We start from the raw sequence: 21,307 nt of genomic DNA on the forward strand, positions 1-21,307 counted from the left end.
AATATAGCATTTTTATGTTTAACTGGGTTCTTCATTGATTCTATATACGCAAGGAGCGAGAGATGGCTTTTAATCTTCGCAATCGTAACTTTCTAAAACTTCTCGACTTTACTCCTAAAGAGATTCAGTTTTTGCTCGACCTGTCTGCTGACCTAAAAAAAGCTAAGTATGCAGGTACTGAGCAGAAGAAACTCAACGGCAAAAACATCGCTTTGATCTTTGAAAAAGCATCAACTCGAACTCGATGTGCTTTTGAGGTAGCTGCCTTTGATCAAGGTGCTCAAGTCTCTTACCTTGGCCCTTCGGGTTCCCAGATTGGTCAAAAAGAATCAATGAAAGATACAGCGCGTGTTTTGGGACGCATGTACGATGGCATCGAATACCGTGGTTTTGGCCAAAGTATCGTTGAAGACTTAGGCGCTTATGCAGGCGTACCGGTTTGGAATGGCTTAACCGACGAGTTCCACCCGACTCAGATCTTGGCTGATTTCCTCACTATGCTTGAGCATGGTCGTGGTAAACATCTACACCAAATCAGCTTTGCTTATCTGGGTGATGCACGCAACAACATGGGTAACTCTCTGTTAGTCGGTGCTGCGAAAATGGGCATGGATATTCGCCTTGTCGCACCAAAAGCGTTTTGGCCAGAAGAGCAGCTCGTTGAAGAGTGCCAAGCTATCGCACAAAGCACAGGTGCTAAAATCACTCTTACTGAAGACGTTGCTGAAGGCGTAAAAGGCTGTGATTTCCTTTATACCGATGTTTGGGTTTCGATGGGCGAAGCACCAGAAGCTTGGGACGAGCGTGTTGCAGTTATGACACCTTACCAAGTGAATATGGATGTTATTAAGCTCACTGGTAACCCTCAAGTGAAATTCATGCACTGCTTACCAGCTTTTCACAACAATGAAACCGTGATCGGCCAGCAAGTGGCAGACAAGTATGGAATGAACGGTTTAGAAGTCACTGACGAAGTCTTTGAGTCGGATTACTCAATTGTGTTTGATGAAGCAGAGAATCGCATGCACACCATCAAGGCGGTAATGGTTGCGACACTGGGTCAATAGCGAAAACTGAAAGTAAACAAAAGCTTGATGTAATCGCTTGCGCTCACAATTTGAAAGCGTATAATTCTCGGCAATTTGTCTGAGAGTAGTGAAAATGACGCCAACCAATATAGTGAAGACACATAATAATATTGTGAAAACATCAAATATTGCTCGTAAGCTAAGATGCTTACCAGGCCGTCTATTCTGCTTTTCAGCACTTTTTTAAAGCCTCCCATTATGGGGGGCTTTTTTATGGCCAATACATTATTGTGGGGAAGAAGATCATGGCGAATTCGCTCTATCAAAAGCACATCATCTCAATTCCAGAGCTTTCTCGTGAAGAGCTAGAATTGATTGTTCAAACGGCAGGTCAGCTAAAGGCTGAACCAAACCCAGAACTCATCAAGAACAAAGTTGTTGCCAGCTGCTTCTTCGAACCTTCAACACGAACTCGTCTCTCTTTTGAAACTGCGATTCAGCGCATCGGTGGTGATGTGATTGGTTTCGATAGCGGTGGCAATACTTCTTTGGCAAAAAAAGGCGAAACGCTAGCGGACTCGGTACAGGTTATCTCTTCATACGTTGACGCTTACGTGATGCGTCACCCTCAAGAAGGCGCTGCGCGTCTGGCTTCTGAGTTCTCAAATGGTGTACCTGTTATTAATGCAGGTGACGGCGCAAACCAACACCCAACACAAACGTTATTAGACCTATTCTCTATCGCTGAGACACAAGGCCGCTTAGATAACCTTAACGTGGCATTTGTTGGTGACCTAAAATACGGCCGAACAGTTCACTCGTTGACTCAAGCGCTAGCGAAGTTCGACAACATCTGTTTCTATTTCGTGGCACCTGAAGCTCTGGCGATGCCAGACTACATCTGTGAAGAGCTTGATGAGGCAGGGATCAAATACCAACTACTAACAGACATGGAAGATGTGATTCCAGAACTTGATGTTTTGTACATGACCCGAGTTCAAAAAGAACGCTTTGATGAGTCAGAATACGCACACATTAAATCTGCATATATCCTGACAGCTGCGATGCTAGAAAATGCACGTGATAACCTGAAGGTTCTACACCCTCTTCCTCGTGTTGATGAAATTACTATCGATGTCGATAAAACACCTTACGCTTACTACTTCCAGCAAGCCGAGAATGGTGTTTACGCTCGTGAAGCATTGCTAGCCCTTGTTCTTAACGAAACGCTGTAGAGGAGAGAGATCATGTCTAAAGAGACTCAATTAAAAGTTGAAGCAATCAAAAACGGTACTGTTATCGACCATATCCCAGCAAACATCGGGATCAAGGTGTTAAAACTGTTCGACATGCACAACTCTCACCAGCGTGTGACCATTGGCCTAAACCTACCTTCATCGGCACTAGGTGGCAAAGACCTGCTTAAGATTGAGAATGTGTTTATCACAGAAGAACAGGCGAGCAAGCTGGCGCTTTACGCTCCTCACGCAACCGTGAACCAAATCGAAGATTACGAAGTGGTTAAGAAGTTAGCCTTAGAACTTCCTGAGCAAATCAACGATGTGTTCGAGTGTCCAAACACCAACTGTATTACTCACAATGAACCCGTTGAAAGCAGCTTTAAGATCTTTGAAAAGAAAGAAGATATTCGATTGAAGTGTAAGTATTGTGAAAAAGTATTCTCTCGCGAGATCGTAACTGAAAGATAACGTCATACGGCAACGCTTACAGAACGTAAAAACTATCAAATACCTCGCCTATGCGGGGTATTTTGCGCTTTACCTATCCAAAGTTTGAAGGCACACTGAAAATTGATTTTTATCTAATAACTGATGGAATAAACCAATGACTAAAGTACTTCACACAGAATCAGCTCCAGCTGCAATCGGCCCATACGTACAAGGCGTTGACCTTGGCAACATGGTACTGACTTCTGGTCAAATCCCAGTAAACCCAGCAACTGGTGAAGTATCTGCTGATATCGCAGAGCAAGCTCGCCAATCTCTAGACAACGTTCAAGCGGTTGTTGAAGCTTCAGGCCTGACTGTAAAAGACATCGTAAAACTAACGGTATTCGTTAAAGACCTAAACGACTTCGGCACAGTAAACGAGGTTTACGGCAAGTTTTTCGATGAGCACGGTGTTGCAAACTACCCTGCACGTTCATGTGTTGAAGTAGCTCGTTTACCAAAAGATGTAGGTATCGAGATCGAAGCTATTGCGGTTCGCAAATAAGTTTCAGTCTCTAGAATACACAGTATCAAGTAAACGAATTGGCAAAATGCTGGACGTTTATCAGATACAAAAAAGGTTGCCCAGTTGGCAACCTTTTTTATTGTTCATCGTTTCGCTTAAATCATTACTTTTTATTAAGCTCAACCACTTCTTTGTCTAACTCTTCCAACTTAGCGGCCATCTGCTCACGAGCTAGGTTAGCCAGTTGACGAACATTAGACTTGTCGTAACCTTCAGTGCTGATTGGTGGCAGCATTTCAACAATCACATGACCATTGTTCCAACGGTTTAGTTTCACGCCACCTGTTGAGCTGCACACAATAGGGATGATAGGTAAGCCAGCACCAATCGCAGCATGGAATGCACCTGTTTTGAATGGCAGCAGACCACGACCACGAGAACGAGTACCCTCAGGGAACATCCAAACTGAAACATCACTCTCTTTTAGACTAGTCACGACCTGATCAATCGTACCTACCGCTTTACTGCGGTTAGCACGGTCAATGAGGATGTTACCCGTCAACCAGTAAAGCTGACCAAATAGAGGCATCCATACTAGACTTTTCTTACCAACCGTCACCACTTTAGGCGTTACCGCTGATGAAATCGTGAATAGATCCCAGCTATTTTGGTGGTTCGCCACATAAACATGTTGACCGCGAGAGTAGGCATCCTCTGGAATACGAAGCTCTAGCTTCATGCCGAAGATCTTCGACATACGACCGAAATAACGGCCAAAGGTAAATACGTGTTTCGGGTTGCGTGGACTTAATAGACAGTAGCCACAACCAAATACAAACATAAGAATCGCAAATATCGCTACTGCGAAAATACGTAATATTGCTATCATTTTGTTCCTCACCGACCGCCAAGTTGATTCATCTATCCATGCAAAAATGAGCAATAGATTTACTTGCGGTAAATACAACTATAAAAAAGCCGAAACCAAGGTTCCGACTTTTATGTTTTCATCTTACTGATTCATGAACCCACTAACCTAGGTTAGTTCGACTCACTAAATCGTGTAATGTTTGCGCCTAAGGCTGACAGTTTATCTTCAATCTTATCGTAGCCACGATCGATGTGATAAATACGGTCAACGATAGTTTCGCCTTGAGCGATACAGCCAGCAATAACAAGGCTCGCAGATGCGCGAAGGTCCGTTGCCATTACTTGAGCGCCGCTCAGTTTTTCCGTTTCACCACAGATAGCCGTGTTGCCTTCGATTTCCGCTTTTGCACCCATTCGCTGTAACTCAGGAATGTGCATAAAGCGGTTTTCAAAGATAGTCTCAGTGATAACACCACTGCCCTTCGCCATCATGTTAAGCAGAGTAAACTGTGCTTGCATGTCGGTTGGGAAACCAGGGTGAGGTGCTGTTACGATTTTCACCGCTTTCAGTTCACGACCCGTCATATCAAGGCTGATCCAGTCTTCTCCCGTTTCAACCTTCGCACCCGCTTCTTCAAGCTTCGCTAAGGCAGCTTCAAGAAGATGAGCGTTGGTGTTGCGACAAACCACTTTACCGCCAGAAACAGCAGCAGCAACCAGGAAAGTACCTGTTTCAATACGGTCAGCAACCACAGAGTGTTGACCACCACCAAGACGTTCAACGCCTTCGATAGTAATCGTATCTGTACCTGCACCAGAGATCTTAGCACCTAGTTTGTTTAGGAAGTCAGCCGTATCAACAATCTCAGGCTCACGCGCTGAGTTATCGAGTACTGTTGTTCCTTCCGCTAGCGTTGCTGCACACATGATAGTAATGGTGGCACCCACACTTACTTTATCCATCACGATGTGCGCGCCTTTCAGACGGCCATCAACACTTGCTTTCACATAACCATCTTCCAACTTAATGGTCGCACCTAGTTGCTCTAGGCCATGGATATGCAAATCAACAGGTCGAGCGCCAATTGCACAACCGCCTGGAAGTGACACTTGACCTTCACCAAAACGAGCCACTAGAGGACCTAAAGCCCAGATAGAAGCACGCATTGTTTTCACTAAATCGTAAGGCGCACAAAATTCATTAATTTCGCTGCCATCAACATGAACACTACCATTACGTGATACTTTTGCGCCTAAACGCTTAAGCAGTTCCATCGTGGTATCGATGTCACGTAGGTGAGGAACGTTACTTACTTCTACTGGCTCTTCAGCAAGAATTGAAGCAAATAAGATAGGTAGCGCTGCATTTTTTGCGCCTGAGATCGTCACTTCACCGCTTAGCGGCTTATCCGATCCAATAACTCGAAACTTTTCCATCATAAACCTTAAAGTGACATCAGTTTCTTATCACGTTCCCACTCTTCTGGCGTGAAAGCCTTAATAGAAAGAGCATGGATGTCATTGCGTTGAATGTATTCCATTAGTGGGCCGTAGATTAGTTGCTGCTTCTTAACTCGATTCATGCCGTCAAAACATGGATCAACAGCAACAACTTCGTAATGACTGCCTTCACCCTTCACGAAAATCTCCTGAAGGTTCAGTGCTTCTGCTAATAATTCTTGTACTTTTGTGCTGTCCACAAATAGCTCCTGCCTAATTTTTTATGTGTTCTGCCATCATTGGCTGGATATTGCTCAATTGGAACAACGTTCGTAATTGTTCTGGCACGAAACTGAGCATTATATGACAGTTTTGATTTTTTGCATGCTCTAATAAGTGAATTAGCATCACCATTCCTGCTGAATCGACTCGATTTATATGGCTAAGGTCAATTTCAACGCTCGATTCCGTCGTTTGCCACTTTTCCAATATACGCCAGATTGCAGGAACACTGTCTCGATCAATATCACCGAGCAGCTGATACTCTTTAGAGCTTAGTGCTTGCCATTGAGAATGGCTCATTATTTGTTACTCTCAAAACGAATCGGTTGTGCTGCCAGTTTCTCTAGCTCGTCAGCAACCTGTAAGATGCCTTCTTGACGAATCTTAGTATTCCACTCTGACTGCTTGCTCGATAACAGGCTAATCCCTTCGGCAACCATATCAAACGCTTTCCACTCGCCCGACTTCTTGTCTTTGCGAAGCTTAAATTCAAGCTTAATGTTTGGTCGTGGCGTATCGATAATATCGACCTTGATACTGGTAATACGGCTATCCGCTTTGATTTTTGGTTCTGGACCAAATTCGATCGTCTGATCGGTGTATTGAGTCAGTACTTGAGCATAAGAAGAAACAAGGTACTTACGGAATGAATCAATAAATACACGCACGTCTTTTCTATCCGCGCCTTTCAAGTTTGGCCCTAATAACTTTAGAGCCGCATATTGATCATTCACATAAGGCATCAGCTCTTCTTCCACGATGACCTTCAATAACTCTGGGTCTTGGTGGATATTGTCTTGTTCACTCTTCAAACGCTCAAACGCAACTTCCGCAACTTGAGTCATCATCTGGTATGGCTGAGTACGGTCAATCGATTCTGCAGCAAAAGTTTGAGCAGAAATAAGTAAAGCCACTGATGCCATAAACATTGATTTCAAGTAACCAATAGCTTTTAAGTGACTAATAGTTTTCAACATCATCTTATTCCTTAGCTTCGCTGTCATTAGAGCCACCAACGCTATACAGAACTTGGCCAATCAAATCTTCTAGTACTAATGCTGACTTGGTGTCTTCAATTAAATCACCATCCACCAGCATCTCTTCATCATCAAAGATGAAACCTGGAACGAGACTGATGTACTGCTCACCGATTAATCCAGATGTTAAAATTTGAGCGCTAGAGGTATCTGGAAATTGTGAGTACTTCCCATCAATAGATAATTCAACGACAGGAAGATAGCTTTCGGTATCAAGCTCAATACTTTTAACTCGACCAACAACGACGCCGCCCACCTTTACTGGAGAACGAACTTTTAGGCTACCAATGTTGTCAAAGGTCGCTTTTAGATTGTAAGTATGGTTTGAACCTATGCCTTTTACGTCAGCGACTTGAAAGATCATGATTAAGATTGCGCAAATTCCGGCAATGACAAAGGTGCCGACCCATAATTCTAATTTTCGAGTTTGTTGCATGATTAATTCCCAAACATCAATGCGGTAAGAACAAAATCTAGCCCTAGTACCGCTAGAGAAGAGTGCACTACAGTGCGTGTGGTTGCCTGACTAATACCTTCTGAAGTCGGTACTGCATCATAACCATTAAAAAGTGCGATCCAAGTGACTGTGATAGCGAAAACCATGCATTTGATCATGCTGTTACCAATATCTCGGCCAAGCTCAACTGAAGACTGCATGGCAGACCAGAAGCTATCGTGGTCAATCCCTTTCCAATCAACACCAACTAACTGAGCCCCCCAAATCCCGACCGCCATGAAGATCATAGCGAGCAGTGGCATTGAGATAAGACCAGCCCAAAGACGTGGCGCAATAATGCGTTTAATAGGATCTACAGCCATCATTTCTAGGCTAGAGATCTGTTCCGTTGCTTTCATTAAGCCGATTTCAGCCGTTAACGCTGAACCTGCGCGGCCTGCAAATAGTAGAGCTGTCACCACTGGGCCCAACTCACGTAACAATGAAAGCGCGACCATTTGACCAAGGTTACCCTCAGCTCCGTAGTCGATTAACACCACATAACCTTGCAGGCTAAGCACCATGCCAATAAACAGACCCGAAACTAAGATGATAGCCAATGACTGAACGCCAACGCTATAAAGTTGTTTAACTAATAAAGGGAAATTTTTTAGTCTCGGAATGCCAAATAAAGCCTCAAATAACATTAGGCTTGCTCGACCAAATGACTCACAGATCGCAAGTGTGCGCTTACCGATACCCACAATAGTTTTAACAATCATATTAAAACAAATCCTTTTCTAAGCTCTTTGCTGGGAATCTAAATGGCACAGGGCCATCTGCTTCACCTTGCAAAAATTGTTGCACTCGAGGATCACTGTTGCTGTACAGATCGTCAGGCGAACCAGATGCAATAACTTTTCCATCAGCCATTAAGTAAACCCAATCAGCAATACTCATTACCTCTGGCACATCGTGAGAAACGATAATAGAGGTTAAATCCAAAGCTTGATTAAGATTACGAATCAGCTCGACCAATACGCCCATAGTAATTGGGTCTTGGCCAACAAACGGTTCATCGTACATGATAAGCTCTGGATCCAATGCGATCGCACGAGCCAACGCCGCTCGTCTCGCCATACCACCGGACAACTCACTTGGCATTAATTGCGCCGCACCTCGTAAGCCTACCGCTTCAAGCTTAAGTAATACGATGGTACGAATGAATTTTTCATTAAGTTCAGTGTGCTCTCTCAGCGGAAACGCCACATTATCAAACACATTGAGATCCGTAAAAAGCGCACCAGATTGGAATAACATGCTCATTTTCTTACGTGCTTGATATAGCTTTCGACGTGATAATGCAGGGATATTGTCACCATCAAACCAAATTTCGCCTTCATCTGGCGGTAATTGTCCACCAATCAAACGCAGCAAGGTTGTTTTACCAATCCCAGATGGCCCCATGATTGCGGTTATTTTGCCTTGAGGTACCTCTAAACTTATATCATCAAAGATAACCCGCTCACCGCGTGAGAAGCTGAGGTTCTTAACTTTCACAAGCTCAGTGTTCAACATATTTTTGTTGTTTCCTTGCTTTAAAAAACGCCAATTATGGCTGCAATAGTAATGAGTCTACTTTAGAATTAAAAGCACTGTTCAATTAATTCATATTAAACAGGAATCTATGCAGGGATTTGAAAGCATTAGAAAATTATCTATTGAGCTCTCTTTCTTGCCAGCTAACTAGTAATTAATTTGCCGAGTGACTTCCCTTTTATCTAGCAACAGGTCAAAATTAGCGGTTAATTCTCCGTTTTTATTAATTTTTTAGGAATCATTATGCTTCTTGAAGCGATTGCTTTGCTCGTTATCGGTCTAGGTTTTTTGGTGTGGAGTGCAGATAAGCTGGTTTACGGTGCCGCAGCTCTTGCTCGCAACTTTGGTATTTCACCACTAGTTATCGGTATGACGATCTTAGCAATGGGGTCTTCGGCTCCCGAAATGATGGTTTCTGCGACTGCTGCCCTTGATGGCAAAACAGATACAGCGGTTGGTAACGTTTTAGGTTCAAACATCGCCAACATCGCACTAATTTTAGGTATTACTGCGCTAATCAAACCGTTATCAATTAGCTCTGGCGTGATTCGCCGTGAACTACCATTAATGATTGGTGTCACTTTGTTAGCAGGTGCGTTGCTTTGGGATAACCATTTAGGTTTCTATGAGGGCGTGTTGTTATTTGTTCTTTTCGCCGCGTTCTTATTTGCCATGCTGCAAATTAGCCGTAGTGAAAAAAAGAACGGCGATGCCTTCCTTGATGAGCAAGAATCAGAAATCCCAGAAGGCGTAAGCAACCCGAAAGCCGCAATGTGGGTGGTAATTGGTCTGATCATCCTACCTTTAGCTGCTGATATGCTGGTAGATAACGCAGTGACCATCGCGAAATACTTTGGCATGAGCGACCTTGTGATTGGTTTAACTATCATTGCTGTTGGTACTAGCCTTCCTGAACTTGCAGCATCACTAGCAGGTGTAATGAAGGGTGAAGACGATATGGCCGTGGGTAATATCATCGGCTCAAACGTATTCAACATCCTTGCAGTTATGGGTATCCCGGGCATCTTAAACCCTTCGATCTTAAGCGAGTTCGCTATGGGTCGTGACTTCTGGGTAATGTTAGGCGTATCGCTACTGCTTGTTGTGATGGCGCTTGGTAAGTCTCGTAGCGTGAATCGTATTGAAGGCGGCATATTGATTGTGACGTTCGTGGCCTACCAAAGTTATCTACTAATGAACATGTCGGCTTAATTGTTGATTTAACTTCCCGTACTTGGAGTATTTGATGTCTCAGCCATTTGATTACCGCAGCGTTGCAAAACAAGTTTTGGAAACCGAAGTTGCAGGTCTCACTCAATTAGACCAATATTTTAATGATGATTTTTGTAAAGCTTGCGACCTTATCCTGAACAACAAAGGCAAGGTCGTTGTGATGGGTATGGGTAAATCAGGCCACATTGGCAACAAAATCGCGGCAACTCTGGCAAGTACCGGGACATCGGCTTTCTTTGTCCATCCGGGTGAAGCGGCACATGGCGACTTAGGCATGATTGAACCTGGTGATATTGTGATTGCAATATCCAACTCAGGTGAATCAGGCGAAATCCTTAGCCTGTTCCCAGTGTTAAAACGTTTGAACATCAAGATCATCAGCATGACAGGTAAGCCAGCATCGAACATGGCAACCTTGTCTGATATCCATTTACAAATTTCAGTACCAGAAGAAGCGTGTCCGCTGGGCTTAGCACCAACAACCAGCACCACGGCAACGTTGGTCATGGGTGATGCATTAGCCGTTGCACTTTTGCAGGCTCGAGGCTTTACCGCTCAAGATTTTGCATTGTCTCATCCAGGCGGCGCTTTAGGTCGTCAACTGCTGTTAAAATTGGACGACATCATGCACACAGGTGATGCCCTCCCTGTTGTAGCACCGAATGCGCTAGTTAGAGACGCTCTGTTAGAGATCTCTCAGAAAGGCTTAGGCATGACAGCAATCGTTGGGGAAGATGGCCAAATGGCTGGTATTTTTACCGATGGTGATTTGCGCCGTATTCTAGACAAGCGCGTTGATATACATAACACGCAGATTGGTGATGTGATGACACTAAACCCGACGGTAGCAGAACCAAACATGCTGGCGGTTGAAGGTTTAAACTTGATGCAAGCGAAGAGCATCAATGGCCTGATGTTGTGCCAAGATGGTAAATTAGTCGGAGCGTTAAACATGCATGACTTACTGAAAGCAGGAGTAATGTAATGACACAGACAGTAGAAACTCTATATGGCACTGTTAACTCAGATGTATTTGCAATCGCCAAAGAGATCAAACTGCTAATTTGCGATGTCGACGGTGTCTTCTCTGATGGCCGTATCTACATGGGCAACAACGGTGAAGAGCTGAAAACCTTCCACACTCGCGACGGTTACGGCATCAAGTCACTGATGAACGCGGGTATTGAAATCGCAATCATCACAGGTCGTAAGTCTCAAATTGTTGAGAATCGTATGACTGCTCTGGGCATTAAGCTGATTTATCAAGGCCAAGACGATAAAGTTAAGGCATACCAAGATATTTGCGATAGGCTTTCTGTAAACCCTGAAAACACAGGCTATATCGGGGACGATCTGATCGACTGGCCTGTGATGGAAAAAGTTGGCTTGAAGGTCTGCGTGGCAGATGGTCACCCGCTACTTGCAAAGCGTGCAAACTACGTGACAACCATTAACGGTGGTCATGGAGCGGTTCGTGAGGTCTGCGACCTTATTTTACAAGCAAGAAATGAACTCGACGTGCATAAAGGTTTAAGCATATGAGTTTTACTCGTATTATCTATTTAATACTAATATTTATTGCCTCTTGGTCGACCTATTACCTGTACGACAAAGAGCAAACATCGACGATACAAGTGGCTCCAAATTTGGAGCTGCCCGCGTTTAGTGGCAAAAGCCTGAACAATATTAGCTATGACGGAAGTGGTATTCGTAGCTATCAGGTTGAATCGACGTATTTAGAACACTACTCAGTGGTTGGCGATACACACTTTCAAAACCCTGTTCTTTCAGTATTCCGTGAAGGACACACGATTGAATGGCAAGTCACCGCTGATCGCGCGATTATGGATGAGAATCAAGTTGTCACTTTTTATGACAACGTCGTGGCAAAGAACCTGTTGCCAGAAGCCAGCTTCGATACAATGACCACAGATAAAATGGTTGTTGAAATGCCTAGCCGAGATTTTTATTCAGATACTCCGGTCCATATGATCGGTACATTTTTTGAAACTGAGGGACAAGCAATGAAAGGTAACTTCGGTACCAACAATGCGACCCTCTTTAATTCTGTTCAAGGTAGATATGAAACTCTTACACCTTAGTTTATTCGCTTTGACCCTTGCGGCACCCAATGTCTACGCTCTGTCTTCGGATAGTGAGCAACCTGTCTACATTGACTCAGACAGCCAGCAATTGGATATGAAAAGTAACCAAGTGACTTTCCTTGGTGATGTGAACCTTAAGCAAGGTAGCATCAATATCAATGCCGACAAGGTTATTGTTACTCGTAACGCCGTAAATGGTGAGATTGAAGAAATTCAAGGCTTCGGTAAGCCCGCAACCTTTTCGCAGCTTACTGATGACGGTAAGACACTCTACGGTGAAGCTGACGACCTGCATTACCAGCTTGTTGCCGACAAACTGATCATGACCAAGAATGCGATGCTATCTCAAGATGGCAGTATCATTCGTGGCTCTAAGATCACTTACCAAATCGGTTCTCAGAAATTAGTCGCTGACAGTGGTGAAAACAAACGAGTGTCAACGGTTTTACAACCAACGGAAGTGAATAAGTAACGATGGCTGTTCTTAAAGCAAAAAACCTAGCGAAAACCTATAGCAAGCGTAAGGTTGTTACCGATGTAAGCTTGCAGGTAGAGTCAGGCCAGATCGTTGGTCTACTTGGCCCTAACGGTGCCGGTAAAACCACTTCTTTCTACATGATTGTTGGCTTGGTTGCACGCGACGAAGGCACCATCAGTATTGATGACCTAGACATCAGTATCTTACCAATGCATAGCCGCTCTCGCCTTGGTATCGGTTACCTGCCTCAAGAAGCGTCGATTTTCCGTAAGTTGTCTGTAGAGAACAACATCATGGCGGTTTTACAAACCCGTGATGAGATGACCAATGAACAACGTCAAGATAAACTGGAAGACCTACTAGAAGAATTCCACATCCAACATATCCGCACCAGTAATGGTATGGCTTTGTCGGGTGGTGAACGTCGTCGTGTTGAGATTGCCCGTGCACTAGCAGCAAACCCGCAGTTTATCCTGCTGGATGAACCGTTCGCGGGTGTAGACCCGATCTCGGTTATCGATATCAAGAAAATCATTGTTCATCTGCGCGATCGCGGCTTGGGCGTGTTGATTACCGACCACAACGTTCGTGAAACGTTAGACGTGTGTGAAAAAGCTTATATCGTAAGCCAAGGGCACCTGATCGCTGAAGGTACGCCTGAAGATGTTCTCAATAACGAACAAGTTAAACAAGTTTATCTAGGCGAACAATTCCGTCTATGATTATATAGAGTATCGAGAGTTCTAAGAATAATAACTAGGTAAGTCACACTGAATGAAACCCTCATTACAACTTAAGCTAGGCCAACAGTTAGCAATGACTCCTCAATTGCAGCAAGCGATTCGTTTGTTGCAATTGTCTACTTTAGATTTGCAACAAGAGATTCAAGAAGCACTTGAATCTAACCCACTACTCGATGTCGAAGAAGGCAATGAAGATACGCCCACATCGGAAGAAAAACCTAGCCGTGACGAAAAAGAAACAGTTGAAGCCACAGAGCAAGACTTACCTGATAGCTCAGACTTAATCGAAAAATCAGAGATTGGCAACGAACTCGAAATCGACACAACTTGGGAAGACGTCTACAGCGCAAACACTGGCAACACGGGCATTGCGATTGATGACGACATGCCTGTTTATCAAGGCGAAACCACTCAAAGCCTACACGATTACCTACTTTGGCAACTTGACCTCACACCATTCACTGACACTGACCGAAGCATTGCTTTCGCACTAATTGACGCCATCGACGACTATGGCTACCTCACCGTATCTTGTGAAGACATCCTTGAAAATTTCGATAACGAAGAGATCGAGCTTGATGAGATTGAAGCCGTTCGCAAACGAATTCAGCAATTTGACCCATTAGGCGTTGGTTCAGTGAACCTGCAAGATTGCTTGTTACTGCAACTGGCTACTTTCCCACAAGATACACCTTGGCTTGAAGAAGCTAAGTTAGTGCTTACTAGCCATATCGATCAACTCGGTAATCGTGATTACAAACTAGTAATCAAAGAGACCAAGTTGAAAGAAGCAGAATTACGTGAGGTTCTGCAGCTTATTCAACAACTGGATCCACGACCTGGCAGCAAGATTACGCCAGATGAAACCGAATATGTGGTTCCGGATGTGTCTGTATTTAAAGACCTTGGCAAATGGTTAGTGACCATTAACCCTGATAGCGTGCCAAAGCTGAAAGTGAATCAGCAGTACGCCGACTTAGGTAGTAAAGGCAACAGTGCCGACAATCAATACATTCGCTCAAATTTGCAAGAAGCGAAGTGGCTAATTAAAAGCCTAGAGAGCCGAAATGAGACGCTACTCAAAGTTGCGCGATGCATTGTTGAACATCAGCGTGATTTCTTCGAACATGGCGAAGAAGCGATGAAGCCAATGGTACTTAATGACGTTGCATTAGCCGTTGATATGCACGAATCCACGATCTCTCGTGTGACGACTCAAAAATTCATGCACACGCCGCGTGGCATCTTCGAACTCAAATACTTTTTCTCAAGCCATGTCAGCACTGACAATGGCGGTGAATGTTCATCTACAGCAATTCGCGCACTCATTAAGAAGCTTGTCGCAGCGGAAAATACCGCAAAGCCTCTAAGTGATAGTAAGATTGCTGCTTTACTGGCTGACCAAGGAATTCAGGTAGCTAGACGTACGATAGCGAAATACCGTGAGTCTCTGGGCATTGCCCCATCGAGTCAGCGTAAACGCCTGCTATAAGCTCATTTAGTCGCTATTTACTTAGCAACTATAATCAGGCAACCAACTGAAAAGGAAAGTCTATGCAAATCAATATTCAAGGCCATCACGTTGATCTTACCGATTCAATGCAAGACTATGTTCACACCAAATTCGACAAACTTGAACGTTTCTTTGATCATATCAATAGCGTACAGGTTGTTTTAAAAGTTGAGAAAATCAATCAAATCGCAGAAGCTACCCTGCATATAAATCAGGGGGAAATCCATGCGACAGCAACAGATGAAAGCATGTATGCCGCGATTGATTCATTGGTTGATAAACTCGTCCGCCAACTCAACAAGCACAAAGAAAAGCTAAGTAGTCACTAACATGCAATTAAGCGAAGTACTTTCATTGGACTGCACCAAAAGTGCAGTCCAATGCACAAGCAAAAAAAGAGCCCTTGAGCTCATCAGTCAGATCGCAGCAGAAAGCTGTGGTCAAGATTCAACAGAACTGTTTGAGTGCATGTTGAGCCGTGAAAAAATGGGCAGTACAGGTATTGGCAATGGCATCGCTATTCCTCATGCTCGTATGAATGTCAGTGATAAAGCGATTGCTGTATTACTACAATGCCAAGACCCAATCGAATTTGATGCGATTGATAATCGTCCTGTCGACCTATTATTTGCCCTGCTTGTTCCAAGTGAACAGTGTAAGGAGCATTTAAAAACCCTTTCTTGTATGGCAGAGCGACTAAACGACAAGCAGACCCTTAAACAGTTGCGTAATGCTCAAAGCGATCAAGAGCTTTACGACATCATGATTCAAGTGCCAACTTGCGAGTAATAACATGCGATTAATCGTGGTTAGTGGCCAATCGGGGGCCGGAAAAAGTGTTGCGCTACGAGTCCTTGAGGACTTGGGGTATTACTGTGTTGATAACCTTCCAGTAAGCCTGCTCAACGACTTCGTCGAATCGGTACGTGAGATCAATCAGAACGTCGCTGTTAGCATTGATATTCGAAACCTACCGAAAGAGCCCCAACTCGTCACAGACATGCTAGAACAGCTAGACTCTGCCACTAATATTGATGTGAACGTCTTGTTCCTAGACGCAAGCAAGCAGACGTTACTCAAACGCTACAGTGAAACACGTAGAATTCACCCTTTATCGATCGGCCAAGAAAAGCTCTCTCTTGAGCAGGCGATTGATTTAGAGAAAACACTCCTGACACCTCTCGCAGAACAAGCGAGCATTGTGATCGACAGTAGTGACTGTAACCTCTACGAATTGAGTGAAAAGGTTCGATTCAAAGTTGAAGGCAAAGAGAAGCAAGAGCTGATTATTGTCTTTCAATCTTTTGGTTTTAAGTATGGTCTGCCAAGTGATGCAGACTACGTATTTGATGTTCGCTTTTTGCCAAACCCTCACTGGGAACCGGGCTTACGACCATTAACTGGCCTCGATGCCCCGATTCATTCTTTCCTAGAAAAACACACAGAAGTCCTTGAAATCAAGCAACAAATCCAAGGCTTTGTTGAACAGTGGTTACCAATGTTAGAGAAGAACAATCGCAGTTATCTCACGGTCGCGATTGGCTGCACTGGCGGCAAACACCGCTCGGTCTATCTAACCCAAAAGATTGGTGAATACTTCGAACAACTAGGCCATCAAGTTCAAATCAGACACGCCTCCCTAGAGAAGCACCAACAGGGCTAACCCATGGAATTAACTCGAACTGTACTGATCCAAAATCGCTTGGGTCTTCACGCTAGAGCAGCCGTAAAGTTGGTTGAGCTTGCACAAAGCTTTGATGCAACCATAACTATCCATAGCGAAGAAGACAAAACAGCGACAGCAGACAGCGTAATGGGGCTACTTATGCTGGAATCAGCGCAAGGGCAGCATATTACAATCCAAGCTGCAGGCACCGATTCACAACAAGCACTGGATGCCGTCTGTCATCTCATTGAAGACAAGTTTGATGAGGGTGAGTAGCCAAAGCGCTTCACTCACAACACCTAAAACTCAAACAACGAACCAACCAATATTAAATCTTAGTTCTATCTAAGTTTATGATTTAAATAAGCCCCAGAATTAAGTTACTATTCCAACCATTGTTAGAATAATGAGATAGGAGGAAAATATGGCAGAGCAATTAGAATTCGACCAAGCTCACCAAACCCTCCAAGAAGTCAGCGAAGCCCTAGAAAACGGCCGATTTGTTCACGTACGCCGACAACTTCAGGACATGGAACCTGAGGATATTGCACACCTTTTAGAAGCCTCCCCTCGCAAAAGTCGTGACGTACTCTGGCAACTCACCGATCCTGAAGACTACGGTGAAATTCTTGATGAACTAAACGAAGACGTCAAAGATGCTCTTGTGTCGAAAATGGCACCTGAGACCTTAGCAGAAGCAACCGAAGGCATGGAAACCGATGACGTCGCGTACGTACTTCGAAGCCTACCCGATGATGTTTCTCGCGAAGTCCTTTCTCAAATGGACTCCGTCGATCGTGCTTTAGTTGAAACAGCTCTGTCGTACCCTGAAGATTCAGCGGGTGCGATCATGAATACCGACGTAATCACGATTCGTGGTGATGTCGATGTCGACGTTGTATTACGCTACATGCGAATGCGTGGCGAACTGCCCGATGCAACCGATGCGCTGTATGTTATCGATGAAGAAGAACGTCTTATCGGTAACCTATCGCTTACTACGCTGGTAACGACTCAACCTGATGTTCCGGTTTCAGAGGTGATGGATGATGCCGACGAAGCGATCGCGGTTGAAACCAGTGCTTCAGATATCGCGAGCTTGTTTGAACGTCGTAACTGGGTTTCTGCACCTGTCGTCGATAGCAACCAGCACCTTGTTGGCCGTATCACCATCGATGACGTGGTTGACGTTATCCGTGAAGATGCTGAACACTCAATGATGAGTATGGCGGGCATGGATGATGACGAAGATACCTTCGCACCGGTCGTAAAATCCGCTCGTCGTCGTAGTGTCTGGCTTGGTGCTAATGTCCTTGCAGCACTTGCTGCGGCATCGGTATCAAATATGTTCGAAGCAACGCTCGACCAAATGGCAGCGATTGCAGTTCTGATGACTATCGTACCTTCTATGGGCGGGGTTGCTGGTAACCAAACCGTTGCACTTGTGATTCGTGGTTTAGCACTCGGTCATATCGGAGACAGTAACAAACGCGAACTACTACTCAAAGAAGCAGCTATCGGCTTCCTCAACGGCGTTCTATGGGCCGTTATCATTGGTGGTATTGTGGTAGCTTGGAAAGGTAACTGGATACTCGGAGGTATCATCTCAGCGGCGATGATGACCAACTTGATTGTTGCTGGTATTGCCGGTGTAACCATCCCAGTGATGCTGAAGAAGATGAATATCGACCCTGCATTGGCAGGTGGTATGGCTCTCACAACCGTCACTGATGTTATTGGCCTATCGGTGTTCTTAGGCTTAGCGACCATACTGATCTAGTTATCATAAGCAGCTAGCCAATTTTTGGCGAAATACAGAAAACAAAAAGGGAGCCATCGGCTCCCTTTTTTAATTCATGAGATTAGTGTTAATTGAATTACTCGCCCGCGACCTTCATTGACTCTAGCAAGATAGAACCCGTTTGAATTTGCGAACGCGTTTCTACGTCGTTACCAACCGCAACGATTTGATTAAACATATCTTTTAGGTTACCCGCAATCGTCACTTCCGATACTGGGTATTGGATCTCGCCGTTCTCAACCCAGAAACCTGCAGCGCCACGAGAGTAATCACCCGTCACGGTATTAACCCCTTGCCCCATCACTTCAGTGACTAGGAAGCCTGTACCCAACTCTTTTAGCATCTGCTCAAAGTTTTGGCCCGTCGATTTAACAAACCAGTTATGAATACCACCCGCATGACCTGTTGGTGTCATATCCATTTTGCGTGCTGCGTAACTCGTCAGTAGATAAGTCGCTAGAACACCATCAGTGATGATTTCACGATCTTGGGTGAATACACCTTCGCTATCGAATGGGCTTGAAGCCAAACCACGTAGGATATGTGGTCGCTCAGAAATGTTAAACCAGTCAGGTAAGATTTTCTGACCTAGATGATCTAATAAGAAAGACGACTTGCGGTATAGATTACCGCCACTGATTGCCATCACTAGGTGACCGATAAGGCCTGTCGCAACATCGTTAGCGAACATGATTGGGTATTGGCCTGTTGGTAGCTTTTTCGCATCCAAACGGCTAATCGTTTTTTCTGCAGCTTCTTGACCTACACGCTCAGGCGTCCACAGTTCATCACGATGACGTGCAACGGTGTAGCTGTAGTCACGTTCCATTTCACCATTAGCGCCTTGTCCAATCACACAGCAGCTCGTGCTATGGCGGCTTGAAGCGTAGCTTGCTAGTAAGCCATGGCTATTACCGTAAACCTTAACGCCATAGTGGCTGTCGTAGCTTGCGCCATCACTCTGCTTAATCTTGTCACTATAAGCGAGCGCTTGCTTCTCAGCAGCAATCGCAATCTCAGCAGCATAATCAGGGTTGGGTTCATCAGGGTGAAAAAGATCCAAGTCTGGAATTTCTTTTACCATGTATTCTTTTGCTGCAGGACCTGCAAACGGGTCTTCAGACGTGTATTGAGCGATATCAAGCGCTGCTGCTACCGTTTGAGCAATCGCCTTTTCACTCAGATCAGATGTAGATGCGCTGCCTTTTTTCTGGCCGCGATAAACAGTAATACCTAATGCACCATCACTATTAAATTCAACGTTTTCTACTTCACACATGCGTGTTGAAACACTTAATCCCGTTGACTTAGTAATAGCGACCTCAGCTGCGTCTGCACTCACTGATGCCATATCCAACGCTTTAGCTACTGCGGCTTCTAGCTCAACTCTTTGCTGGGCGACTTGCTGTTTTACATCCATATCTATTCTAATTTTTTAGGTCAATATTACGTAGGATAACAAGAATTTCGCTTTCTCCCCAAGATTCTTGCTAAAATAGGCAATATATTCGTTTGAGATAGTGACATAGGCAGAAAAGATGGCTCGCAAAAACCAAAAAGCCCCATGGGAACCAGAAGAAGAAATCATCTGGGTAAGTAAGACAGAAATGAAAACGGACATGGATGCCCTGCAAAAGCTGGGAGAAGAGCTTGTTGGTCTAAAGCCTTCTGTATTAGACAAGTTTCCGCTGTCTGAAGATTTGGCACAAGCGATCAAAGATGCACAACGCTTTAAAAATGAAGCGAAGCGCCGCCAACTTCAATACATTGGTAAAGTAATGCGCAGTGTCGATCCAGAGCCTATTCAAGCGGCTTTGGATAAAGTACGTAACAAACACTCACAAGCAACAGCTGAGCTACATAAACTTGAGCAACTGCGTGACCGTGTTGTTGCTGAAGGTGATGCGGCTATTTCAGAGGTAATGGAAATGCACCCTGAGGCAGACCGTCAGCGTCTTCGTCAACTAGCTCGCCAAGCTAACAAAGAGAAATCAGCGAATAAGCCTGCGAAGTCTTCTCGTGAGATCTTCCAAATCTTAAAAGAGCTAAAGCTAGAAGACTAATTGTCACCTCGCTTTAATCATAGAGTGAATAAAAGACCTAGCGCATGCTAGGTCTTTTTGTTTTTGGCGTACTCAGTATCAAACCATATTCAATATCAAAACTAAGCGATCACTCACCCGCTTTTACAAACGAGCTCAGTTCAGGTTGTGGGTGGTCAGCGGTAAGCTCGGCTATAGAGTCTTCAACCAACACCTTACCTAATGCCACAAACACAAACTTGTTCGCTATGCTGCGTGCATCTCCCAAATGGTGTGTCACCATTAAGACCGTAATATTACGCTCTGCTGCTAATCGCTTTACCAAGCTCAACATCTCTTCACGGAGCAAAGGGTCAAGCGCAGAAAAAGGTTCATCAAGCAGCCAAATGTCGTGAGGCTGAACAAAACAACGCGCCAACGCCACACGCTGACGTTGGCCGCCGGATAAGTGCTCAGGCAATCTATCCAAATACTCAGCGACACCCACTTGTGCAGCGGCTTGCTCAACATCAAGCTTTTGGGTTGCAGTAAGCTTTAACCCTGGGTGCAACCCTAAACCAATATTTTCACGTACCGTGAGGTGAGCAAATAGGTTATGTTCTTGGAACAACATCGCCAATGGGCGCTGATGTGCTTCTTTGCCAATCAGTGATTGTCCTGCCACTGAGATCTCACCCGATGTCGGCTCAATAAACCCAGCAACCAATGCGAGTAGCGTTGATTTACCCGCTCCACTTGGCCCCATCAGAGCAACAATGTCGCCCTGCTCTGCTTGGAAATCAAAACTAAACAACTCTTGGTGATAGTGGTAATCCACATCTTTCATCACTAACATCAT

Annotated in this window: 27 protein-coding genes; 17 read left to right on the forward strand and 10 right to left on the reverse strand. The window is 44.6% G+C overall.

Translation table 11 applies throughout. The features are described 5' to 3' along the window. Positions 1-62: 62 nt before the first annotated feature. The 4 genes from BCT34_RS05940 (at position 63) to BCT34_RS05955 (ending at position 3,263) form a co-directional block, all read left to right on the forward strand. The gene (locus BCT34_RS05940; RefSeq protein WP_019821479.1) at positions 63-1,067 is read left to right on the forward strand and encodes an ornithine carbamoyltransferase; all 1,005 of its coding nucleotides are present in this window, start codon (positions 63-65) and stop codon (positions 1,065-1,067) included. Between the two features lie 266 nt (positions 1,068-1,333). Further along, on the forward strand, positions 1,334-2,263 hold the full coding sequence (gene pyrB / locus BCT34_RS05945) for an aspartate carbamoyltransferase (protein WP_076656655.1): 930 nt from the start codon (positions 1,334-1,336) through the stop codon (positions 2,261-2,263). A gap of 12 nt (positions 2,264-2,275) precedes the next feature. Continuing rightward, complete coding sequence (gene pyrI, locus BCT34_RS05950; protein WP_010435025.1) at positions 2,276-2,737, forward strand: aspartate carbamoyltransferase regulatory subunit; 462 nt, start codon at positions 2,276-2,278, stop codon at positions 2,735-2,737. A gap of 136 nt (positions 2,738-2,873) precedes the next feature. After that, the gene (locus BCT34_RS05955) at positions 2,874-3,263 is read left to right on the forward strand and encodes a RidA family protein (protein ID WP_004735319.1); all 390 of its coding nucleotides are present in this window, start codon (positions 2,874-2,876) and stop codon (positions 3,261-3,263) included. 124 nt (positions 3,264-3,387) lie between these two features. Here BCT34_RS05955 and BCT34_RS05960 read toward each other — a convergent pair whose 3' ends face one another. The 8 genes from BCT34_RS05960 to mlaF form a co-directional block, all read right to left on the reverse strand. Further along, on the reverse strand, positions 3,388-4,113 hold the full coding sequence (locus BCT34_RS05960; protein WP_010435026.1) for a 1-acylglycerol-3-phosphate O-acyltransferase: 726 nt from the start codon (positions 4,111-4,113) through the stop codon (positions 3,388-3,390). A gap of 152 nt (positions 4,114-4,265) precedes the next feature. Further along, complete coding sequence (murA, locus tag BCT34_RS05965; protein ID WP_017058925.1) at positions 4,266-5,531, reverse strand: UDP-N-acetylglucosamine 1-carboxyvinyltransferase; 1,266 nt, start codon at positions 5,529-5,531, stop codon at positions 4,266-4,268. Between the two features lie 8 nt (positions 5,532-5,539). Continuing rightward, positions 5,540-5,794 carry a BolA family iron metabolism protein IbaG gene (gene ibaG / locus BCT34_RS05970; protein WP_017058924.1) on the reverse strand — a complete coding sequence of 85 codons (255 nt, stop codon included), beginning with the start codon at positions 5,792-5,794 and terminating at the stop codon, positions 5,540-5,542. A gap of 13 nt (positions 5,795-5,807) precedes the next feature. Further along, complete coding sequence (locus BCT34_RS05975; RefSeq protein WP_004735315.1) at positions 5,808-6,116, reverse strand: lipid asymmetry maintenance protein MlaB; 309 nt, start codon at positions 6,114-6,116, stop codon at positions 5,808-5,810. After that, complete coding sequence (locus BCT34_RS05980; RefSeq protein WP_131828432.1) at positions 6,116-6,745, reverse strand: phospholipid-binding protein MlaC; 630 nt, start codon at positions 6,743-6,745, stop codon at positions 6,116-6,118. The genes BCT34_RS05975 and BCT34_RS05980 overlap by 1 nt, the downstream gene beginning before the upstream one ends. 52 nt (positions 6,746-6,797) lie before the next feature. Further along, complete coding sequence (gene mlaD, locus BCT34_RS05985) at positions 6,798-7,289, reverse strand: outer membrane lipid asymmetry maintenance protein MlaD (protein WP_076656652.1); 492 nt, start codon at positions 7,287-7,289, stop codon at positions 6,798-6,800. A 2-nt stretch (positions 7,290-7,291) separates the two neighbouring features. Next, positions 7,292-8,071 carry a lipid asymmetry maintenance ABC transporter permease subunit MlaE gene (gene mlaE / locus BCT34_RS05990; protein ID WP_076656649.1) on the reverse strand — a complete coding sequence of 260 codons (780 nt, stop codon included), beginning with the start codon at positions 8,069-8,071 and terminating at the stop codon, positions 7,292-7,294. A gap of 1 nt (position 8,072) precedes the next feature. Then, a complete protein-coding gene (gene mlaF, locus BCT34_RS05995) occupies positions 8,073-8,867 on the reverse strand; it encodes a phospholipid ABC transporter ATP-binding protein MlaF (RefSeq protein WP_076656647.1) in 795 nt (264 codons plus the stop codon). Positions 8,868-9,131: 264 nt separating this feature from the next. On the opposite strand from mlaF, the gene BCT34_RS06000 reads away from it, so the two are divergent. The 12 genes from BCT34_RS06000 to mgtE all read left to right on the forward strand — a co-directional run bounded on the left by BCT34_RS06000 (position 9,132) and on the right by mgtE (position 18,406). Next, entirely contained in the window at positions 9,132-10,100 is a 969-nt protein-coding gene (locus BCT34_RS06000) for a calcium/sodium antiporter (protein ID WP_076656644.1), read from the forward strand. Positions 10,101-10,134: 34 nt separating this feature from the next. Continuing rightward, positions 10,135-11,106: an arabinose-5-phosphate isomerase KdsD gene (gene kdsD, locus BCT34_RS06005; protein WP_076656642.1), complete on the forward strand. Its 972-nt coding sequence runs from the start codon at positions 10,135-10,137 to the stop codon at positions 11,104-11,106. Continuing rightward, the gene (kdsC, locus tag BCT34_RS06010; protein ID WP_076656639.1) at positions 11,106-11,663 is read left to right on the forward strand and encodes a 3-deoxy-manno-octulosonate-8-phosphatase KdsC; all 558 of its coding nucleotides are present in this window, start codon (positions 11,106-11,108) and stop codon (positions 11,661-11,663) included. The genes kdsD and kdsC overlap by 1 nt, the downstream gene beginning before the upstream one ends. Continuing rightward, the gene (gene lptC / locus BCT34_RS06015) at positions 11,660-12,223 is read left to right on the forward strand and encodes an LPS export ABC transporter periplasmic protein LptC (RefSeq protein WP_102305772.1); all 564 of its coding nucleotides are present in this window, start codon (positions 11,660-11,662) and stop codon (positions 12,221-12,223) included. The genes kdsC and lptC overlap by 4 nt, the downstream gene beginning before the upstream one ends. Then, positions 12,204-12,698, forward strand: a complete 495-nt coding sequence (gene lptA, locus BCT34_RS06020; protein WP_004735305.1) for a lipopolysaccharide transport periplasmic protein LptA — start codon at positions 12,204-12,206, stop codon at positions 12,696-12,698. Before lptC ends, lptA begins: the two co-directional genes overlap by 20 nt. Positions 12,699-12,700: 2 nt before the next feature. Beyond that, positions 12,701-13,426: an LPS export ABC transporter ATP-binding protein gene (lptB, locus tag BCT34_RS06025; protein ID WP_061019134.1), complete on the forward strand. Its 726-nt coding sequence runs from the start codon at positions 12,701-12,703 to the stop codon at positions 13,424-13,426. Positions 13,427-13,478: 52 nt separating this feature from the next. Beyond that, positions 13,479-14,939 (forward strand): RNA polymerase factor sigma-54, encoded by a 1,461-nt coding sequence (locus BCT34_RS06030; RefSeq protein ID WP_076656633.1) that lies wholly within the window; start codon positions 13,479-13,481, stop codon positions 14,937-14,939. 62 nt (positions 14,940-15,001) lie between these two features. Then, positions 15,002-15,289, forward strand: a complete 288-nt coding sequence (gene hpf / locus BCT34_RS06035; protein WP_009847742.1) for a ribosome hibernation promoting factor — start codon at positions 15,002-15,004, stop codon at positions 15,287-15,289. A gap of 1 nt (position 15,290) precedes the next feature. After that, the gene (gene ptsN, locus BCT34_RS06040; RefSeq protein WP_048605899.1) at positions 15,291-15,749 is read left to right on the forward strand and encodes a PTS IIA-like nitrogen regulatory protein PtsN; all 459 of its coding nucleotides are present in this window, start codon (positions 15,291-15,293) and stop codon (positions 15,747-15,749) included. A gap of 4 nt (positions 15,750-15,753) precedes the next feature. Further along, a complete protein-coding gene (gene rapZ / locus BCT34_RS06045) occupies positions 15,754-16,623 on the forward strand; it encodes an RNase adapter RapZ (protein WP_076656630.1) in 870 nt (289 codons plus the stop codon). A 3-nt stretch (positions 16,624-16,626) separates the two neighbouring features. Next, a complete protein-coding gene (locus BCT34_RS06050; RefSeq protein ID WP_017066670.1) occupies positions 16,627-16,902 on the forward strand; it encodes an HPr family phosphocarrier protein in 276 nt (91 codons plus the stop codon). Between the two features lie 148 nt (positions 16,903-17,050). Next, entirely contained in the window at positions 17,051-18,406 is a 1,356-nt protein-coding gene (mgtE, locus tag BCT34_RS06055; protein ID WP_017632278.1) for a magnesium transporter, read from the forward strand. 97 nt (positions 18,407-18,503) lie between these two features. Here the strand turns inward: mgtE and pmbA are convergent, their stop codons facing one another. After that, positions 18,504-19,847 carry a metalloprotease PmbA gene (gene pmbA, locus BCT34_RS06060; protein ID WP_076656627.1) on the reverse strand — a complete coding sequence of 448 codons (1,344 nt, stop codon included), beginning with the start codon at positions 19,845-19,847 and terminating at the stop codon, positions 18,504-18,506. Positions 19,848-19,965: 118 nt separating this feature from the next. Between pmbA and yjgA the strand changes: the two genes are divergently transcribed. Continuing rightward, a complete protein-coding gene (gene yjgA, locus BCT34_RS06065; RefSeq protein WP_076656624.1) occupies positions 19,966-20,490 on the forward strand; it encodes a ribosome biogenesis factor YjgA in 525 nt (174 codons plus the stop codon). Positions 20,491-20,599: 109 nt separating this feature from the next. Here yjgA and thiQ read toward each other — a convergent pair whose 3' ends face one another. Next, positions 20,600-21,304 carry a thiamine ABC transporter ATP-binding protein gene (thiQ, locus tag BCT34_RS06070; protein ID WP_076656621.1) on the reverse strand — a complete coding sequence of 235 codons (705 nt, stop codon included), beginning with the start codon at positions 21,302-21,304 and terminating at the stop codon, positions 20,600-20,602. Positions 21,305-21,307: the final 3 nt, after the last annotated feature.

The organism is Vibrio sp. 10N.261.45.E2 (assembly GCF_002875705.1).
Lineage (GTDB): Bacteria > Pseudomonadota > Gammaproteobacteria > Enterobacterales > Vibrionaceae > Vibrio.

Coding starts and splice junctions, on each gene's coding strand:
- BCT34_RS05940 (WP_019821479.1), top strand. CDS start 63: ATGGCTTTTAATCTTCGCAATCGTAACTTTCTAAAACTTCTCGACTTT.
- pyrB (WP_076656655.1), top strand. CDS start 1,334: ATGGCGAATTCGCTCTATCAAAAGCACATCATCTCAATTCCAGAGCTT.
- pyrI (WP_010435025.1), top strand. CDS start 2,276: ATGTCTAAAGAGACTCAATTAAAAGTTGAAGCAATCAAAAACGGTACT.
- BCT34_RS05955 (WP_004735319.1), top strand. CDS start 2,874: ATGACTAAAGTACTTCACACAGAATCAGCTCCAGCTGCAATCGGCCCA.
- BCT34_RS05960 (WP_010435026.1), bottom strand. CDS start 4,113: ATGATAGCAATATTACGTATTTTCGCAGTAGCGATATTTGCGATTCTT.
- murA (WP_017058925.1), bottom strand. CDS start 5,531: ATGGAAAAGTTTCGAGTTATTGGATCGGATAAGCCGCTAAGCGGTGAA.
- BCT34_RS05975 (WP_004735315.1), bottom strand. CDS start 6,116: ATGAGCCATTCTCAATGGCAAGCACTAAGCTCTAAAGAGTATCAGCTG.
- BCT34_RS05980 (WP_131828432.1), bottom strand. CDS start 6,745: ATGTTTATGGCATCAGTGGCTTTACTTATTTCTGCTCAAACTTTTGCT.
- mlaD (WP_076656652.1), bottom strand. CDS start 7,289: ATGCAACAAACTCGAAAATTAGAATTATGGGTCGGCACCTTTGTCATT.
- mlaE (WP_076656649.1), bottom strand. CDS start 8,071: ATGATTGTTAAAACTATTGTGGGTATCGGTAAGCGCACACTTGCGATC.
- mlaF (WP_076656647.1), bottom strand. CDS start 8,867: ATGTTGAACACTGAGCTTGTGAAAGTTAAGAACCTCAGCTTCTCACGC.
- BCT34_RS06000 (WP_076656644.1), top strand. CDS start 9,132: ATGCTTCTTGAAGCGATTGCTTTGCTCGTTATCGGTCTAGGTTTTTTG.
- kdsD (WP_076656642.1), top strand. CDS start 10,135: ATGTCTCAGCCATTTGATTACCGCAGCGTTGCAAAACAAGTTTTGGAA.
- kdsC (WP_076656639.1), top strand. CDS start 11,106: ATGACACAGACAGTAGAAACTCTATATGGCACTGTTAACTCAGATGTA.
- lptC (WP_102305772.1), top strand. CDS start 11,660: ATGAGTTTTACTCGTATTATCTATTTAATACTAATATTTATTGCCTCT.
- lptA (WP_004735305.1), top strand. CDS start 12,204: ATGAAACTCTTACACCTTAGTTTATTCGCTTTGACCCTTGCGGCACCC.
- lptB (WP_061019134.1), top strand. CDS start 12,701: ATGGCTGTTCTTAAAGCAAAAAACCTAGCGAAAACCTATAGCAAGCGT.
- BCT34_RS06030 (WP_076656633.1), top strand. CDS start 13,479: ATGAAACCCTCATTACAACTTAAGCTAGGCCAACAGTTAGCAATGACT.
- hpf (WP_009847742.1), top strand. CDS start 15,002: ATGCAAATCAATATTCAAGGCCATCACGTTGATCTTACCGATTCAATG.
- ptsN (WP_048605899.1), top strand. CDS start 15,291: ATGCAATTAAGCGAAGTACTTTCATTGGACTGCACCAAAAGTGCAGTC.
- rapZ (WP_076656630.1), top strand. CDS start 15,754: ATGCGATTAATCGTGGTTAGTGGCCAATCGGGGGCCGGAAAAAGTGTT.
- BCT34_RS06050 (WP_017066670.1), top strand. CDS start 16,627: ATGGAATTAACTCGAACTGTACTGATCCAAAATCGCTTGGGTCTTCAC.
- mgtE (WP_017632278.1), top strand. CDS start 17,051: ATGGCAGAGCAATTAGAATTCGACCAAGCTCACCAAACCCTCCAAGAA.
- pmbA (WP_076656627.1), bottom strand. CDS start 19,847: ATGGATGTAAAACAGCAAGTCGCCCAGCAAAGAGTTGAGCTAGAAGCC.
- yjgA (WP_076656624.1), top strand. CDS start 19,966: ATGGCTCGCAAAAACCAAAAAGCCCCATGGGAACCAGAAGAAGAAATC.
- thiQ (WP_076656621.1), bottom strand. CDS start 21,304: ATGTTAGTGATGAAAGATGTGGATTACCACTATCACCAAGAGTTGTTT.